General features: G+C 57.0%; 16 protein-coding genes and 2 pseudogenes. 9 read left to right on the plus strand and 9 right to left on the minus strand.

The window, feature by feature from the left end; genetic code table 11:
- Positions 1 to 162: 162 nt before the first annotated feature.
- Positions 163 to 654, plus strand: a complete 492-nt coding sequence (locus ATI02_RS00465) for a RidA family protein (RefSeq protein WP_095191598.1) — start codon at positions 163 to 165, stop codon at positions 652 to 654.
- Positions 655 to 727: 73 nt separating this feature from the next.
- On the opposite strand, the gene ATI02_RS00470 is transcribed toward ATI02_RS00465, so the two are convergent.
- The 4 genes and pseudogenes from ATI02_RS00470 to ATI02_RS00485 form a co-directional block, all read right to left on the minus strand.
- Positions 728 to 1,432, minus strand: coding sequence for a hypothetical protein (locus tag ATI02_RS00470; protein WP_095191597.1), 705 nt, complete (start codon positions 1,430 to 1,432; stop codon positions 728 to 730).
- A gap of 136 nt (positions 1,433 to 1,568) precedes the next feature.
- Positions 1,569 to 2,081, minus strand: a pseudogene (locus ATI02_RS00475) (hypothetical protein).
- 61 nt (positions 2,082 to 2,142) lie between these two features.
- A complete protein-coding gene (locus ATI02_RS00480) occupies positions 2,143 to 2,547 on the minus strand; it encodes a GNAT family N-acetyltransferase (protein ID WP_100845145.1) in 405 nt (134 codons plus the stop codon).
- 57 nt (positions 2,548 to 2,604) lie between these two features.
- Positions 2,605 to 3,511 (minus strand): annotated as a pseudogene (locus ATI02_RS00485) (LysR family transcriptional regulator).
- Between the two features lie 102 nt (positions 3,512 to 3,613).
- Between ATI02_RS00485 and ATI02_RS00490 the strand changes: the two are divergent.
- Complete coding sequence (locus tag ATI02_RS00490; protein WP_100845146.1) at positions 3,614 to 4,786, plus strand: aspartate aminotransferase family protein; 1,173 nt, start codon at positions 3,614 to 3,616, stop codon at positions 4,784 to 4,786.
- Positions 4,787 to 4,912: 126 nt separating this feature from the next.
- Here the strand turns inward: ATI02_RS00490 and ATI02_RS00495 are convergent, their stop codons facing one another.
- The 3 genes from ATI02_RS00495 to ATI02_RS00505 all read right to left on the minus strand — a co-directional run bounded on the left by ATI02_RS00495 (position 4,913) and on the right by ATI02_RS00505 (position 8,110).
- A complete protein-coding gene (locus ATI02_RS00495; RefSeq protein WP_100845147.1) occupies positions 4,913 to 6,832 on the minus strand; it encodes an alkaline phosphatase D family protein in 1,920 nt (639 codons plus the stop codon).
- 71 nt (positions 6,833 to 6,903) lie between these two features.
- Positions 6,904 to 7,644: a hypothetical protein gene (locus ATI02_RS00500; RefSeq protein ID WP_100845148.1), complete on the minus strand. Its 741-nt coding sequence runs from the start codon at positions 7,642 to 7,644 to the stop codon at positions 6,904 to 6,906.
- A 100-nt stretch (positions 7,645 to 7,744) separates the two neighbouring features.
- Positions 7,745 to 8,110, minus strand: coding sequence for a hypothetical protein (locus ATI02_RS00505; RefSeq protein ID WP_100845149.1), 366 nt, complete (start codon positions 8,108 to 8,110; stop codon positions 7,745 to 7,747).
- A gap of 119 nt (positions 8,111 to 8,229) precedes the next feature.
- On the opposite strand from ATI02_RS00505, the gene ATI02_RS00510 reads away from it, so the two are divergent.
- Together ATI02_RS00510 and ATI02_RS00515 are read left to right on the plus strand one after the other, a co-directional pair.
- A complete protein-coding gene (locus tag ATI02_RS00510) occupies positions 8,230 to 8,976 on the plus strand; it encodes a hypothetical protein (protein WP_100845150.1) in 747 nt (248 codons plus the stop codon).
- Positions 8,977 to 9,021: 45 nt separating this feature from the next.
- Positions 9,022 to 9,390, plus strand: a complete 369-nt coding sequence (locus tag ATI02_RS00515) for a PH domain-containing protein (protein WP_100845151.1) — start codon at positions 9,022 to 9,024, stop codon at positions 9,388 to 9,390.
- Between the two features lie 9 nt (positions 9,391 to 9,399).
- Here ATI02_RS00515 and ATI02_RS00520 read toward each other — a convergent pair whose 3' ends face one another.
- Positions 9,400 to 9,729, minus strand: coding sequence for a hypothetical protein (locus ATI02_RS00520; protein ID WP_100845152.1), 330 nt, complete (start codon positions 9,727 to 9,729; stop codon positions 9,400 to 9,402).
- Between the two features lie 268 nt (positions 9,730 to 9,997).
- Between ATI02_RS00520 and ATI02_RS00525 the strand changes: the two genes are divergently transcribed.
- Both ATI02_RS00525 and ATI02_RS00530 read left to right on the plus strand, forming a co-directional pair.
- Entirely contained in the window at positions 9,998 to 10,258 is a 261-nt protein-coding gene (locus ATI02_RS00525; RefSeq protein ID WP_095191586.1) for a DUF6429 family protein, read from the plus strand.
- 74 nt (positions 10,259 to 10,332) lie between these two features.
- Positions 10,333 to 10,689, plus strand: a complete 357-nt coding sequence (locus ATI02_RS00530; protein WP_100845153.1) for a DUF7079 family protein — start codon at positions 10,333 to 10,335, stop codon at positions 10,687 to 10,689.
- A gap of 194 nt (positions 10,690 to 10,883) precedes the next feature.
- On the opposite strand, the gene ATI02_RS00535 is transcribed toward ATI02_RS00530, so the two are convergent.
- A protein-coding gene (locus ATI02_RS00535; RefSeq protein ID WP_100845154.1) for an IS3 family transposase occupies positions 10,884 to 12,046 on the minus strand; the annotation gives its coding sequence in 2 pieces (ribosomal slippage) (positions 10,884 to 11,791 and positions 11,791 to 12,046; 1,164 coding nt in all).
- A gap of 106 nt (positions 12,047 to 12,152) precedes the next feature.
- On the opposite strand from ATI02_RS00535, the gene ATI02_RS00540 reads away from it, so the two are divergent.
- The 3 genes from ATI02_RS00540 (at position 12,153) to ATI02_RS00550 (ending at position 13,684) form a co-directional block, all read left to right on the plus strand.
- On the plus strand, positions 12,153 to 12,998 hold the full coding sequence (locus ATI02_RS00540) for a chromosome segregation protein SMC (RefSeq protein WP_238156274.1): 846 nt from the start codon (positions 12,153 to 12,155) through the stop codon (positions 12,996 to 12,998).
- Between the two features lie 65 nt (positions 12,999 to 13,063).
- The gene (locus ATI02_RS00545) at positions 13,064 to 13,252 is read left to right on the plus strand and encodes a hypothetical protein (protein ID WP_100845155.1); all 189 of its coding nucleotides are present in this window, start codon (positions 13,064 to 13,066) and stop codon (positions 13,250 to 13,252) included.
- A gap of 66 nt (positions 13,253 to 13,318) precedes the next feature.
- Complete coding sequence (locus ATI02_RS00550; RefSeq protein WP_100845156.1) at positions 13,319 to 13,684, plus strand: histone-like nucleoid-structuring protein, MvaT/MvaU family; 366 nt, start codon at positions 13,319 to 13,321, stop codon at positions 13,682 to 13,684.
- The last annotated feature ends 48 nt before the right edge of the window (positions 13,685 to 13,732 follow it).

The raw sequence follows: 13,732 nt of genomic DNA on the forward strand, positions 1-13,732 counted from the left end.
GAGCGAGCCTGCTCGCGAATCGCAACGTCACTGAATTTGCTGGGTTGCCGGTTGCAGACTTCCGGTAAACCCCCTAGATTTGGATCCAACCATAACGGTAATAGCGCCATGCCACTTCGCAGGGACACTGTTATTCATGCATCAATCGAGAGGCTGGGCGAAATGACTGAGAGGATGACCTGCGACGAGCGTTTTATTGCCCTGGCCCAAGAGCTGAACTATGACATTTATGGCGAGAACACCGCCGGCGGCAATTACGCGCCGCTGATCCGTCATCACGATGAGTTGTACATCAGCGGCATGGTGCCGCGCACCCATGGCAAGATTCAGTACCCCGGCCGCGTTGGCCTGGAGTTGACCCTAAAGGACGCGCAGGCCGCCGCCAGCATCAGTGCGATGCGCTGTCTGGCGTTGATTGTCGATGCGGTCGGTTCGCTGGACAAGATTCGGGCGTTGTTGCGGGTCACGGTGTACGTGAAGTCCACCCCGGACTTCGTTGACCTGAGCGAAGTGGCCAACGGTGCATCGGACGTGTTCAGCCACGTGCTCGGCGATGCCGGGCGGCACACGCGCACGACGGTCGGTGTGTATCAGTTGCCGAAGAACGCGGCGATTGAAGTCGACATGATTGTGGCATTGCACTCTGGCGCCTGAATCGCCCGAAAGCCACACAACAAAAAGCCCCGCCTGAATCTCAGGGCGGGGCTTTTTCGCAAGCGTTGCCGTATTACTGCGCGGCGATGCTATAGCCATCGAACGCGGTCTGCTGTTGCAGTGCGGTGATGATGTTCTTGCGGTTTACCGCCTGCTCAGTACCGGCGTTATCGACGAAGACTTCGCTTTCCAGCTCCGCTTCTTCGCCTTCACCGACGAAGGTGAAACCGAGGAATTCCAGTGCTTCACGGTCAACGTTCAAGCGCGAACGCGGTGTGCGCAGCGGCAGGGTCACGCTGCTGCCGTCCTTGCTGATGGTGAAGATCTCGACTTCTTTCTTCGCGCGGGCAGCCTTGCTCTTGCCACCGCTCGGGTTGCTGATCGCCTGATGCGTCTGGTTCAGCACTTTGAGCGCCAGGCCATAAACGATTTCCTGGAACGCCGGATCGTCCTTGAAGCTGGAGAGGATGCGGCCGATAGAGAACTTGCTGCTCAGGTCTTCAAGGGCGGCAATGTCCGCAGCCTCGGCGTCCTTCAATGCCTTGAGTTCGCCCATCAGTTCGTAGGCCTTGTCGTCATCGAAGCGGTCGTGTGCCTGGCGGATCGCGGCGCGCAGTTCGCGGATCTGGTCGCTCTCGCGGGTCGACTGGAACGCGTCCAGGACCATCTCGCTGATGATTTTGGCTTGTGGCAGGTGTTGTGAAAGATTGATGGAGTTTTCGTATTCCGCTTTGGACGATTCGGTAACTACGGATTCAGCGGTGTTGAAATCGGACATTGAAATTTCACTACTTTTTTAACTTGAGTGGAGATGAGCAAGCACGGGGCTTTTTCAGGCCGACTAATTTAGGGGAGCGGGGCGGCGTTGTCACGGAGCAACGGGTCGGTGGTCGAGGTTTTTTCCCGCCGACTCATCAAGCGCCCAACGGCGGGCGCTGTGCCTGAAGCATTCGCAACAGCCAATAGAACTTCAGCGAGCGGGTGCCGATCAGTCCGCAGACAAATCCGGACGCGGTGGCCTTGAGCAACAACATGTCCGCAGCGGTGCTGCGTTCCGGGTACACATCATCCTGATAGCCGAAGTAGTAGTTCACCGCAAAAAACAGCAGCAACAACATCAGCGCTTTTCAGGTACCCGGCACGATCAATCCGCTTTCCGGGTCGTCGAGCTTCACGCCCTTGCGGGAAAAAATCAGCCATGCCGACAGGGCGCCAAGTATCAAAGCGATCGACCAGCCGCCCAGCGTAAAACCGGGATCAACCGACAGGTTCAGCGAAAACAGCGACCAGACCAGCAGCGCCAACGGGGTCGACAGTAGCGAGAACCGGCTCTCGTGCTGAGGCTTGCGAGCCTTCAGGCCGTAATACATCAGGATCACAAAAAACACATAAACCCACAGCGGGGTGTTTTGCAAAATGGCGAGCATCGCGCAGCGTCCATGCTGGAAAGAGATGGGCGATCATAGCGGTTGTCAGAGCGCTTGACGGTTATTTCAAGCGAGGGCGCTCCATCGCAATCAGCGATGTTTCAAAGCCCAGGCTGGCAAAGAATGACTCGGCACCTTCACGGCCGGCGCGCAGCACCCAAGTGATGTCGGGGTTATCCCCCATGACGTGCTCAACCAGTGCCCGACCAATGCCTTTGCGTCGCTGTTGCCCGTCGACCGCGACCATCGACAGGTAGCCGTTGGACAAGCCATCGGTGATGCCTCGCGCGAAGCCAATGATTTGCCCGTCTTGCAGCGCGATGGCCGTGCGTTGGGAGTTCTCGATCAGTTGCGCAAAGTGGCTGCTGGAGCCTGTTCGATGGCCCCAGCCATGTTGCCCAAGGAACAGACGCACGGGCTCCACTTCGGCGGGCAGCAGATTACGAACGGTCAGGTTAGTGTTCATTTGCGGGTCGACTCCCTATCGGTGGTCATTTGAAAGGTTGCTTGATAGCTGACGGGATCAGGATCTGCCCCATGTTTTCATCGCGAAATCGACGAAGCGTCTCAGCTTGGGCAGCCGATAGCGATCCGGGGCGTACAACAGATGCAATGGCCGGCTGGGAGGCTGGAAGTCGGGAATGACCTTCACCAGTTTGCCCTCGCGCAGATCCTGCTCGACCAGCGCATCGGGCAGCATGACGATGCCCATGCCGGTGCGCGCCGCCTGATGCAAACCGGCGGAGCTGTTGATCAGCATCGGACCACTGACGTCGACCAGGATTTCTCCGGCCGGGCTGCTCAGGCGCCAGCGCTTTTCCACCGATTGCCAGTCGTCCCCGGCAGGATAGGCGAACGACAGGCAGTCGTGTTGTTGCAAGTCTTCCGGCGTTTGCGGCATGCCGCGTCGGGCCACATAGTCCGCTGAAGCGCACACGGTCAGGGTGTAATCGATCAAGGGGCGGGCGATCAGGTTCGACTGCTCGAAATGGCCCAGACGAAACGCCACATCGAGGCCACTCTCCAGTAGATCCGGACGGCTGTTGGTCAGCACCACGTCCATTTTGACCTGCGGGTATTGCAGGGAAAACTCGCTGAGCGCAGGCGCCAGGCGTTCGACGCCGAAGGTCAGTGGCGCAGTGAGGCGCAGCAGGCCGCGCGGCTCATCAAGGGCCTGCTCGGCGAGACGCTCGGAGTCCGCCACCAGCCCCAACACATCCAGACAACGCTGGTAGTAAACGCTGCCGAATTCAGTGAGGCGTTGGCGTCGGGTCGTGCGTTGCAACAATTGCACGCCCAAGCGTTGCTCCAGTGCGCGCAGGTGATTGCCGACCATGGTCGTCGACATGTCGCACTGCAACGCGGCCGCCGTCATGCTCCCCCGCTTCGACGACTTTGACGTAGACGCTCATCGACTGGAACAGGTCCATTATCAAGCTCTGCTTATAAATGATTGAAGTTTTGCCGAGTTTATCCAGTTCTGGTGGCTAACCATACTGCAAACACACCGACCTTCACTGGAGTTTGAAGTCATGACCGCCGCCCTGATGAACACCTACCAACCACTGGCCCTGAGTTTCACTAAAGGGCTGGGCACCCGACTGTGGGATCAGGCCGGCCGCGAGTATCTGGATGCGGTCGCCGGTGTGGCGGTGACAAATGTCGGCCACTCGCACCCACGGATCGTTTCGGCGATCAGCGAGCAGGCTGGATTGCTCCTGCACACCTCCAACCTGTACAGCATCGACTGGCAGCAACAACTGGCAAAGCGGCTGACCGAGTTGTCGGGAATGGATCGGGCGTTCTTCAATAACTCCGGCGCCGAGGCCAACGAGACGGCGTTGAAACTCGCGCGGCTGTACGGCTGGCGCAAAGGCATCGAGCAGCCGCTGGTGGTGGTGATGGCCAACGCTTTCCATGGCCGCACGCTCGGCACACTGTCTGCCAGCGATGGCCCGGCGGTGCGCCTGGGGTTCAGTGAACTGCCGGGGGATTTCGTCAAAGTGCCGTTCGGCGATCTCGCAGCGCTGGAGAACATTCAGCGCAAGCACGGCGAGCGCATCGTGGCGATTCTGGTCGAGCCGATTCAGGGCGAAAGCGGCGTGCAACTCGCACCACCCGGTTACCTGAAAGCCCTGCGCGACCTTTGCAATCGCCACGCCTGGCTGCTGATGCTCGATGAAATCCAGACAGGCATCGGCCGCACCGGTCAGTGGTTTGCGTTTCAGCATGAGGGCATCGTCCCGGACGTCATGACGCTGGCCAAAGGACTCGGCAACGGTGTGCCGATCGGCGCTTGTCTGGCGCGGGGCAGGGCGGCAGATCTGTTCACCCCCGGCAGTCATGGCAGCACGTTTGGCGGTAATCCGCTGGCTTGCCGGGTCGGCTGTACGGTGCTGGATATCATTGAAGAACAAGGCTTGCTGGACAATGCGCGGGTGCAGGGTGCGCGCTTGCTGGCCCGGTTACACGCAGAGCTGGCCGATAACCCGAATGTGCTGGCGATTCGCGGTCAGGGTTTGATGATCGGTATCGAGCTCAAGCAGCCCATTCGCGATCTGACGCTGATTGCGGCGCGAGATCATGGGCTGCTGATCAACGTCACGCGGGGCAAGACGATACGGCTACTGCCGCCGCTGACGATTGATGAGCGGGAGGTGGAGATGATTGTCAGAGGTGTGGGGCGGGCAGTGACTGCGCACTAATGGCTACTCGATAACCCCTGTGGGAGCGAGCCTGCTCGCGATAGCGTAGCGTCAGACGACATTCATTTTGAAGGGTCAATCGCAATCGCGAGCAGGCTCGCTCCCACAGGGGAAAAGTGCGTCGCGCTAATCAGGATAATCCGACAAATCCGGCGCCAGCATCCGCGTCTTCGTCGCGCCATTGGCGTTGTGCTGAATGATCTCTCGCGGCTGTCCCTGCTCATTGAAAAACACCTGCCCGATCCCCGCCGAATTCCACAGCCGTTCACCGGCTTCGGCATGTTCCGGCGTATACGGCACGATGCGCATGCGTCGGCGTTTGGTCAGCCAGTTCAGTGGCGAGCGCGGCGAGTAGAGCCAGCGGTTGAGGCGGTCGAACCACTCCAATAGCGCCGGCGGAAACTCGTTCTTGATGCCGCTGCTGGTGATCTGCCAGATTCGCGGGCCAGCCTTGCGGTGCCTTATCAGCACTTCGTAGACGAAGGAATAATGCACATCGCCGGACAGCACCACGTAGTTCCCAGGTGTGCGCGAGTGCCTGAAAATATTCAGGATCACCTGTGCAGCCCCCCGATGGGCCATCCAGTTTTCCGCATCGACCAGCAGTGGATAACCGCACCAACTGAAGACTTTTTGCACGCTTTCAATCAGCTTCACGCCGAAGATCGGCGCGGGCGAAACGATGATCGCCGAGGGGTGATCGAGCAGTTCCTGTTGCAGTTCGGTCAACGCCTCCCAGTCGAGCAGGCCCGACGGTTGCTTGAGCGCCATTTCGCTGCGCCAGCGCCGGGTACGGGTGTCGAGCACCACCAGTGCGGGACGGGTTGGCAGCACGAAATGCCAGTTCTGAAAGCGCAGCAGGTCATCGATCAGCGCGTCCTGCACCGGGCTGTCGAGATAGTGGTCATCGCCGCTGGCGCTCAGGCCTCGGGTTTTCTCCAGTACTTCGTTGAAGGCATCCGGGTTGTTGCCCCAGCCCTGACAGAGCATGTAAGCGATCAACGCATTGCCGATGATGCGTTTGGAGAACGGATGGCCGTAGGCTGTTTCCTCCCACTGCGCCGAGAGATTCCAGTCGTCGGTGATGTCGTGATCATCAAAAATCATCAGACTCGGCAGGTGCGCCAACGCTCGGGCGACGTTGCCCAAACCGGCCTTGAAGCCATCGATACGCGTCTGTTCGAGGGCATAGCGCTTGAGTCTTTCTGGCGTCAGCGCAGGCGCTGTCGGATTGATCAGCGTCCATGCAACCGGCGACCACACCAGCAAGTACATCGCCATGACTTCGGCGAAGGTCACCAGATGATTGTCGGCACTGCTGCTGGTGAAAATCGGCTTACGCGCACCGCCGAAAAATCGCTCGCGCAAGGTCTCGTTGCTCTCCAGCGCCGGTAACAAATCCGCACGGTGGTAGTAGCTTGCCGAGTGTTCGTAAAGCTTGGCGCTGTCGCTGACCACGGCGCCTTCGAGGTGTTCGTCGAACAGGCCGAGCCGTTTGATCAAGGCATGAATCGCCCGCAGCATCGGCCCGGCAACATCATCGGCGTAGACCTGATCGCCGCTCATCATCAATAGAGCAGGGCGTTGCTGAGGATCGGTTTCGGCAGCCAACAGTTGATCGACACAGAGCAAACCGTCCGCCGCCGGGTGATGCGGCTTGCGGCAGGAACCGTGGAGCAACTGATCGATCTGCGAGCGCACGACGAAGTTCGGGCAAGTGGCGTTGCCATACACCAGATGCGGCGCCCAATCGGCGATCCGCTCCTGGCCGTCGATCAGCAAGTCATAGTCGATAACGGTGTCGAAGGGCAGGGCGCTGTCGAGGCGGACATCAATGAGGTGCACGAAGGCTCGACTGCCTACGGGGATAACCGTGCATTTCTCGGCATCGAGGGCGATGTCTCCTACACCTTGCAGGCGCAAGGTCAGCGACAACGGACGCGTAGCGACCAGCCACATGACCATTCGCGTTGGTTCCAGCCGTCGCAGCAGCGGGCCGGCCAACACAGGTGGCAGCGCAATCAGGTCATCAGGTTTTGGAGACATCGAGGGCAAAGCTCAAGGCGCACAAGCCGGTGATGATAGCGCAGCCGGCGCCTTGAACGCTTAAGTGAGGCTTAAGAGTCGCGCTTTTTGAACTTCAGATCGAGCAGCCGCCACGCGGCCTTGTCAGTATCTTTACCGTCCACTTGTTGAACCGAGCAGTCGACACCGTAGCTGACAGTGTCGCCTAACATGTTGAGAGCGCTGACGGTGCTGCTGATGGTATAGGTCTGATCCTTGAACCGTTGGCTGCTCGCGCTCTTGGCACTGGCAATCGCTGTCGACGCTGAAAAACGCATGGCGCTCTTGATGAAGGGTTCGCAAATCATCAACGCCATCATGGATTTGTCCGCGTCCGGATGAGTGCCGGCCAATCGGCGCGAAGCGGTAAAGTCGTCATGCACGTTGTCTTTGAAGTCCTTTTCCAGCAGTGAGGCGGGCAGGCGTTTGCTGTAGTTCGGCAGAAGGGCGGACTCGGGCGGAGAAGGCTCATTCTGTGGTGCGCTGGCGACGTAGGTCGCAAGGTTGTCGGACTGGGCTGGGGTGGATGCGATCACAGGTGTAGGCTGCATTGCCCGTTCTAACTCAGGCATGAGTGCCGCCGCAGCGCTCTCTGTCTCGCTGTTATATGTTTGCGCCGGTGCCGATGGAAACAACGACAACGTAATCGACAGCACGACCATCGCCACGATGAAACCGCCCGCTGCGCCGACGATGTTGCCGTAAAAAAGATGCCAGCTGCCGCGATTCTTCACCACCCAACGCCACATGAAACCCCAGGCCGCGACAAACGCCAGAAAACGCAGAAACTCCATTTGATCCTTTCCTTAAAACTTCAACAATCCGAAAACAGTGCCCGCCAATGTTGGGCCCTGAAGATGGGCGGCAAGATACCAAAATAGAAGCGCTGCGCTATCAAGAACCCGGGAAATAATTCACCGCCAGAAACATCAGTGCCGTCATACCAGCGGCGAAACCACACAGCGCGCCCAACAACTGGCGCGCGACCGGATGTTCCGGTTGACGGCGATGGGCAACCCACATCCATACACCCGCCAGCACCGCGGCGCTGTTCATGAACACCACCAGGCTGTGATTCAGGTTGGGCGTCGCCATCGTCGTGCCAATGACCCCGCCATAAATCAGCGTGAATACGATCCCGGTCACCACGCTACTTCCGGCGCCAGCAAGGTTGGCAAGTAACAAATTCCACTCACCCCGTTGCTTCACGACCCACATCCAGGTTCCGGCCATCACCAGCAAGCACAATAAAGCGTCCATCGATTCATTCCTGAGTGCGCGATAGCAGAGGCGGTTGGCGCGCCTCCAGCGAAAGTGGACGGCAAGATAGCAAAATAGTAGCGTCGCGCCACTGCCCTTATCCTCGTAACGGACTGCACATGCCTGCAATCACCAAAACCTTGCGCCTGTTTTGTGCACTTACTCTGGGCTTTGCCCTGACCCCGGCATTCGCCGCCTGGCAAGAACACCCGGAAAACAGCTGGAAGTATTACGCCGGCAACTGCCAGCAAGTGCAGGAAAAAATGGCCGGAGTCCAGAGCGGTCGAACCACTGCCTATGACGTGATGTTCGCGCTGGAAAGCAATCTGCGAACCATGAATGAACACCGCTCGAACCTGACACCCGATCACTCGGGTTCCCGCGAATTCGCCCAATGCGAAAACCTCGCCGCCCAGGCCGAGGCGATGATCGCCCAAGGCAAAGCCGAGTTCGCCGCGAAAATGGAACGTGGCGTACAGGAGGGCCGGATCGCCCACCAGAACTCCCCCGCATACCAGCGTGCCCGTTCCCTCGGCTACAGCGACGTCGGCGACATTTCCTTTCTCAAACTGCACGAAGACACGGAAGGCGAAGCGCGCCTGAAAACCATGCTGATCACCGTCGACGAAGTCTGCGGCCAATACTTCCGCGCCACGCACTATGTGAAGCCGTATGTGATCTACACGGTCAGGCCTTCGGATGGCGGTTGCGGTGAGGTAAAGCGCGTGGCGATCATCGGCGGCCGAGCGGTGGAGAAGGGTGACTACATTGATGAGAAGGGCGAGTTTCAGTATTTGGGGTGGAAAAAGATCACCGCTGCGGATGGCTTCCCGACAGACATTCGGGTGCTGAAAGTCCGTCGTTAAGTTGCGCAAACACTTGGATGGTTTCTTGAATAAAAGGATGAGCAGATGATCGACTTCAACAACAAAGGCTTCTTCAAACTCAAGCAAAACGATGAGTACGCCGAACGCGTCACCGCCCTGTTGCTGGACGGTGAGCAAGTGATCGACGCCTACAAGGCCATGCGCGACGGCGTTGTGTTTACCAACAAACGCATCATTGCCGTCAACGTTCAGGGCATTACCGGCAGCAAGAAGGATTTCACCTCGTTGCCGTACAAGAACATCGTTGCGTACTCCGTGGAAACGTCGGGGACATTTGATCTGGACTCGGAACTGGAGATCTACTTTTCGTCGCTGGGGAAGGTGAAGTTCGAATTCACCGGAAAGACATCGATGGTGGAGATTTCCAAGTACATCTCCAGGCATCTGCTGTAAGGGCACAAATCACAGGACGTCTTTCAAGTAACCCTTGAGCGCGAGGAGCGGCTGATCAAGCTGCTCCAGCGATTTCGCCTGGCTGAAGTCGGCTGACAACTTATGCAGTTCACGTCCGAGCGGTTTTTCGATCCCGCCCAGGGCGTCCAATGCCAATCCGAGGCATTCATTCATCTTGAACTGAATCGTCTGCACATCACCCCGGCGAACCAGCAGTTCGAAAATATCCTTCTGGTAATCCCCCATAACCATATCGTCCCGCAGAATCGGGCTCAGGCCTTCTTCCTCATAAGCGAGTTTGAGGGAGAAGAGGGCGACGGTTTCCAGTGACGTTTCCATGGTGTGCCTTCAGCGACGTCCTTCAGAGTAAGTGTCGAAAACGCAGATGCAACCTGAGCGAGAGGCACAAGGCGGCGGGCTGCTTTCAGATGGGCGTGATTATACGGAGAGGGATCAACAAGTGCAGCCCAAGGCAAGACTGGGCACGCTGAAGCCGATCAATAACTCTTACGGGATTGAACGCCATTTCCATAGGCAGGCCGGCGAGTATTATGGTGAGCAATCACCACATCGACGTTAACTCTTGGATACGAGCGGGGAGACGACCATGGAATACGACGACAAACTGATGGAAGACGCTGTGCTTGCCCTGCTGGCGGCACTCAGTTCCGACAAAGGCAATGCCTGGAAAGGCTTCGACTTCGAAATCATGAACCGACTGCATGAACAGGGTTTCATCAGTAACCCGGTGAACAAGAACAAGTCGGTCTGGCTGACGCAGGAGGGCATGGAGCGGGGTCGGAAGATTGCGGAGCGGTTGTTTGGAGGGAGTGCTCAAGCTGAGCCTGCGTCCGGTTCCGATGCTTGAGTTCCTGCTATGCCGACTGTAGCGGGAAGACTGGTGGCGGACTCGCTGGATGAGGAGCTGGAGGAGTTTTCCCATTGGGACATTTTCTGACTGAACCACAACTGACAATCGTCAGGGCCGCACTGTCCGAACCGTTCAACCATTTCCCCACTGATTACGATTACATCGCACGCCAGCTCAAAGGCGTCGATCCAGCGGTGCTCTACGAGATCTTCTATTCAGAAGTAGCGCCAGTGTGCTTTACGAACATTGCGGCGGTCTTGCCCACTGTCTGGACAGGTTTTGACCCTGACTGGCTCAGGGCCGAGATAGAGGAAAGGCTCGCGGCGCGGCAGCGTAACTGGTTTCGCAGGCAGTTCGACAAGTTGCTGGTCCGTTGGCTGAAATACAACTACGACTACATGTGGGACGAAATCGCCGGCAGGCTTTGAAATTGTGGTCAGGGATTTTGAATCCTTCTCTTTTAGCGATCAACACTTTCGTCTGGTTTAACGCACGGCCAGTCTGATCACGGGTGAGTTGGTGGCCATTGAGTGAAGAGGGGGGCTTTATCGCAGACGAAAAAAAGGTCTTGCTAAGCAAAACCTTTCTTAATTTTGGTGCCCGAGGGAGACTCGTGTAGTGGTCAACTAATCCCGGACACGACGTTAAGTTTTTCTTCGGCCCGAGCTGGCGCCAACCCACCGTTGAATTGATGGGGTCGAACCCAGTTGTACTGATGCATCAAGAAGTGACTGATATCGCGCTGGGCTTCTTGAGCCGTTCTGTAACCCGTGGTCGGTATCCATTCCGTTTTCAAGCTGCGAAACACGCGCTCCATTGGCGCGTTGTCCCAGCAATTTCCCCGCCGGCTCATGCTCTGGCGCATCCGATAACGCCACAGCCGCTGGCGAAATAGACGACTCGCATACTGTGACCCTTGATCCGAGTGAAACAGCAGGCCTTGAGGTTTGCCTCGTTGCTCGTAAGCCATATCCAGCGCCTTGATAACCAGATCGGCGTCCGGCTTTTCCGACAACGCCCAGCCCACTACCCGGCGTGTGCAAAGATCCAGCACGACAGCCAGGTAATGCCATTTCCCCTGGGCCCAGATGTAGGTGATGTCGCCGCACCACACCTGGTTGGGTGCCGGAACATCGAACTCCCGATTCAAGATGTTCGGGATATCCAACCGTTCAACTGTCGCTCGTTTATAGGCATGTGATCCGGGCTGTTTACTGACGAGTTCAAGCTCGCGCATCAGGCTGCGCACTTTGAATCGACCGAGCTGCTCACCGTCGTCACGCATCAGCGACAGGATGCTGCGGCTGCCCGCAGCACTGCGACTTTGCGAGAACAGCTCGCTCACCCGGCTGCGCAACCGCAGCCGTTCGACATCAGGTGTTCGGCGCCTAAGGCGCTGGGCGTAGTAGCACGAACGGGTGACTTCAAACACCTTGCACAGCCAATCAATCGGCTCATGGACGCTCAGCTGATTGATCAGCGCGTACGCTCGTGATCTTCCGACATCAAGAGCGCGGTAGCCTTTTTTAATATCGATTTTTCCCGTTCAAGGCGGGCAATCCGGGCTTCCAGCTCCTGGATTTTCTGCTGTTCCGGAGTCAGCGCTTTGCTCTGTGGAGTGACGCCTTGGCGCTCCTGCTGAACCTGATCAACCCAGCGGCGCAGGGCCGATTCGCCGATGCCGAGTGAACGGCTGGCTTCGATGTAGCTGTAGTTTTGTTTGAGTACGAGGTCGGCAGCCTCGCGCTTGAATTCAGCAGAAAAGGAACGGCGTTGTTTGGTCATCTGACACCTCGATCTGGCGAGCATTCTCGCCTAAATGGGTGTCCGGTTTCATTAGACCACTACAGATAGCACTCAAGCGACCGCTAATTGCGAGAAGAAGCAACGGTTGGTTGATGAGATCGACCAACTGATCACCCGACGTGATAAATACCTGAGGACGGCTGAAGAGCAATACGCCGAGATTGCACCGTTGGAAGCATTACTGGAGGGCGACGAAGAATTAGACGCGATTCGTCTGCGTGAAGTCCGCAGTGAGTACAACACGCTGAAAATTCCATACGACTCCAATAAGCACCATGCCTGGATCTTAGATACTCAGATCACTCGTCGCGAGCAACTGCTCAATCACGAAACCTTGATGGCCGATTACACCGAATCGATGGCGAACTGGAAAGCCGACGAGCAAGAGCTCAACGAAAAACGCGAGAGCCTCAGCACCCGTTTGGAGCAGATCCAGCAGCAAGCAGTGGAAGACTTGGCCAAAGCTCGGCAAGCCGAAACCGATGCAGCCACAGCCTACGCACAGTCAGTTGCCTGGGGCGACACTGAGGGCGAAAAGAACGCCAATACAGACGCGCAAAAGGCTGCGAAAAACCTTGCAACTGCCATCGAGCACAATCGTCGCCAGCACCTAATCATTACCGCGCTGGAGCAGGAACTGGTCATCGTCGACCAACACATTGCCGAGGCGCAAAGCGAACACCTCGCCATCCAAAGAACGGCCTTGTTGCTAGCCGAAAAGGTACTGGCAGAGCAGTGGAACGAAAAAGCTCAAGCACTAATGAATATAGGCGCCAAGCTGTGGGCTACCCAACGTTTGCTGGGTGGCGACCAACTCAGCCTTAGAAGGTTGGTGCTGCCTAAAGAAGGTGAAGGCTTCGACACGTGGGGTAGTCGTGAACTCGCTGACCGCTCATACAAGTTCACCGTAGAAGACATCCTCTCGCTGTAACGCAATGAGCCGCCTGAAACAGCCTGCGTACGCGGGCTGTTTATAATTTCACCGGGACCAACACCATGATTATTCAAATCCAAAGCAGCGCAAGCTGGAACGACACCTTGAAAGCGCGCAAGGAACACTTGACTGACTTGCTGAAAATCGTCGACATCAAAACCGGAAAAATCACACCCGTCCAGACGCTCACTGTCACGCTGATCAAGGAAGAAATCAGCTATATTGAGAGTAAGTTGAAAGGTCGGCCATAATTATAAACTTGTAAGCTCTACCACCATTCAGATAATTATTTTCTTAGCGCACATCAGGAAGTCACAATGTCTAAACTTGCCGAATACCGCCAGCTTGAAAAACACCTTGCCGAGCAGCTCCAAGCCCTGGAAGCTTTGAAGGGTGACAGTGATCTGAAGAAAGAAATCGAGTTCGAAACCAAGCTCCGTGGATTGCTAGGCCAGTATGGTTTCAGCCTGAAGCACATCATCAACCTCCTAGATCCGCAGAGCACCAAACTCGGTGTAGCTTCGACCGCTAAAAAAGACACTCGTAAGCCCCGAGCGCTCAAGACGTACAAAAACCCTCACACAGGCGAGGTTGTGGAAACGAAAGGAGGTAATCACAAGACACTGAAAGAGTGGAAAACCAACTACGGTTCCGAAGAGGTTGAAAGTTGGCTGAATAAATAATGTAGCTTGCATAAAAGGCCTCTGAGAGGTCTTTTTCTTTATCCTGAG

It is taken from the genome of Pseudomonas baetica (genome assembly GCF_002813455.1).
GTDB classification, from domain to species: domain Bacteria; phylum Pseudomonadota; class Gammaproteobacteria; order Pseudomonadales; family Pseudomonadaceae; genus Aquipseudomonas; species Aquipseudomonas baetica.

Coding starts and splice junctions, on each gene's coding strand:
- ATI02_RS00465 (WP_095191598.1), top strand. CDS start 163: ATGACTGAGAGGATGACCTGCGACGAGCGTTTTATTGCCCTGGCCCAA.
- ATI02_RS00470 (WP_095191597.1), bottom strand. CDS start 1,432: ATGTCCGATTTCAACACCGCTGAATCCGTAGTTACCGAATCGTCCAAA.
- ATI02_RS00480 (WP_100845145.1), bottom strand. CDS start 2,547: ATGAACACTAACCTGACCGTTCGTAATCTGCTGCCCGCCGAAGTGGAG.
- ATI02_RS00490 (WP_100845146.1), top strand. CDS start 3,614: ATGACCGCCGCCCTGATGAACACCTACCAACCACTGGCCCTGAGTTTC.
- ATI02_RS00495 (WP_100845147.1), bottom strand. CDS start 6,832: ATGTCTCCAAAACCTGATGACCTGATTGCGCTGCCACCTGTGTTGGCC.
- ATI02_RS00500 (WP_100845148.1), bottom strand. CDS start 7,644: ATGGAGTTTCTGCGTTTTCTGGCGTTTGTCGCGGCCTGGGGTTTCATG.
- ATI02_RS00505 (WP_100845149.1), bottom strand. CDS start 8,110: ATGGACGCTTTATTGTGCTTGCTGGTGATGGCCGGAACCTGGATGTGG.
- ATI02_RS00510 (WP_100845150.1), top strand. CDS start 8,230: ATGCCTGCAATCACCAAAACCTTGCGCCTGTTTTGTGCACTTACTCTG.
- ATI02_RS00515 (WP_100845151.1), top strand. CDS start 9,022: ATGATCGACTTCAACAACAAAGGCTTCTTCAAACTCAAGCAAAACGAT.
- ATI02_RS00520 (WP_100845152.1), bottom strand. CDS start 9,729: ATGGAAACGTCACTGGAAACCGTCGCCCTCTTCTCCCTCAAACTCGCT.
- ATI02_RS00525 (WP_095191586.1), top strand. CDS start 9,998: ATGGAATACGACGACAAACTGATGGAAGACGCTGTGCTTGCCCTGCTG.
- ATI02_RS00545 (WP_100845155.1), top strand. CDS start 13,064: ATGATTATTCAAATCCAAAGCAGCGCAAGCTGGAACGACACCTTGAAA.
- ATI02_RS00550 (WP_100845156.1), top strand. CDS start 13,319: ATGTCTAAACTTGCCGAATACCGCCAGCTTGAAAAACACCTTGCCGAG.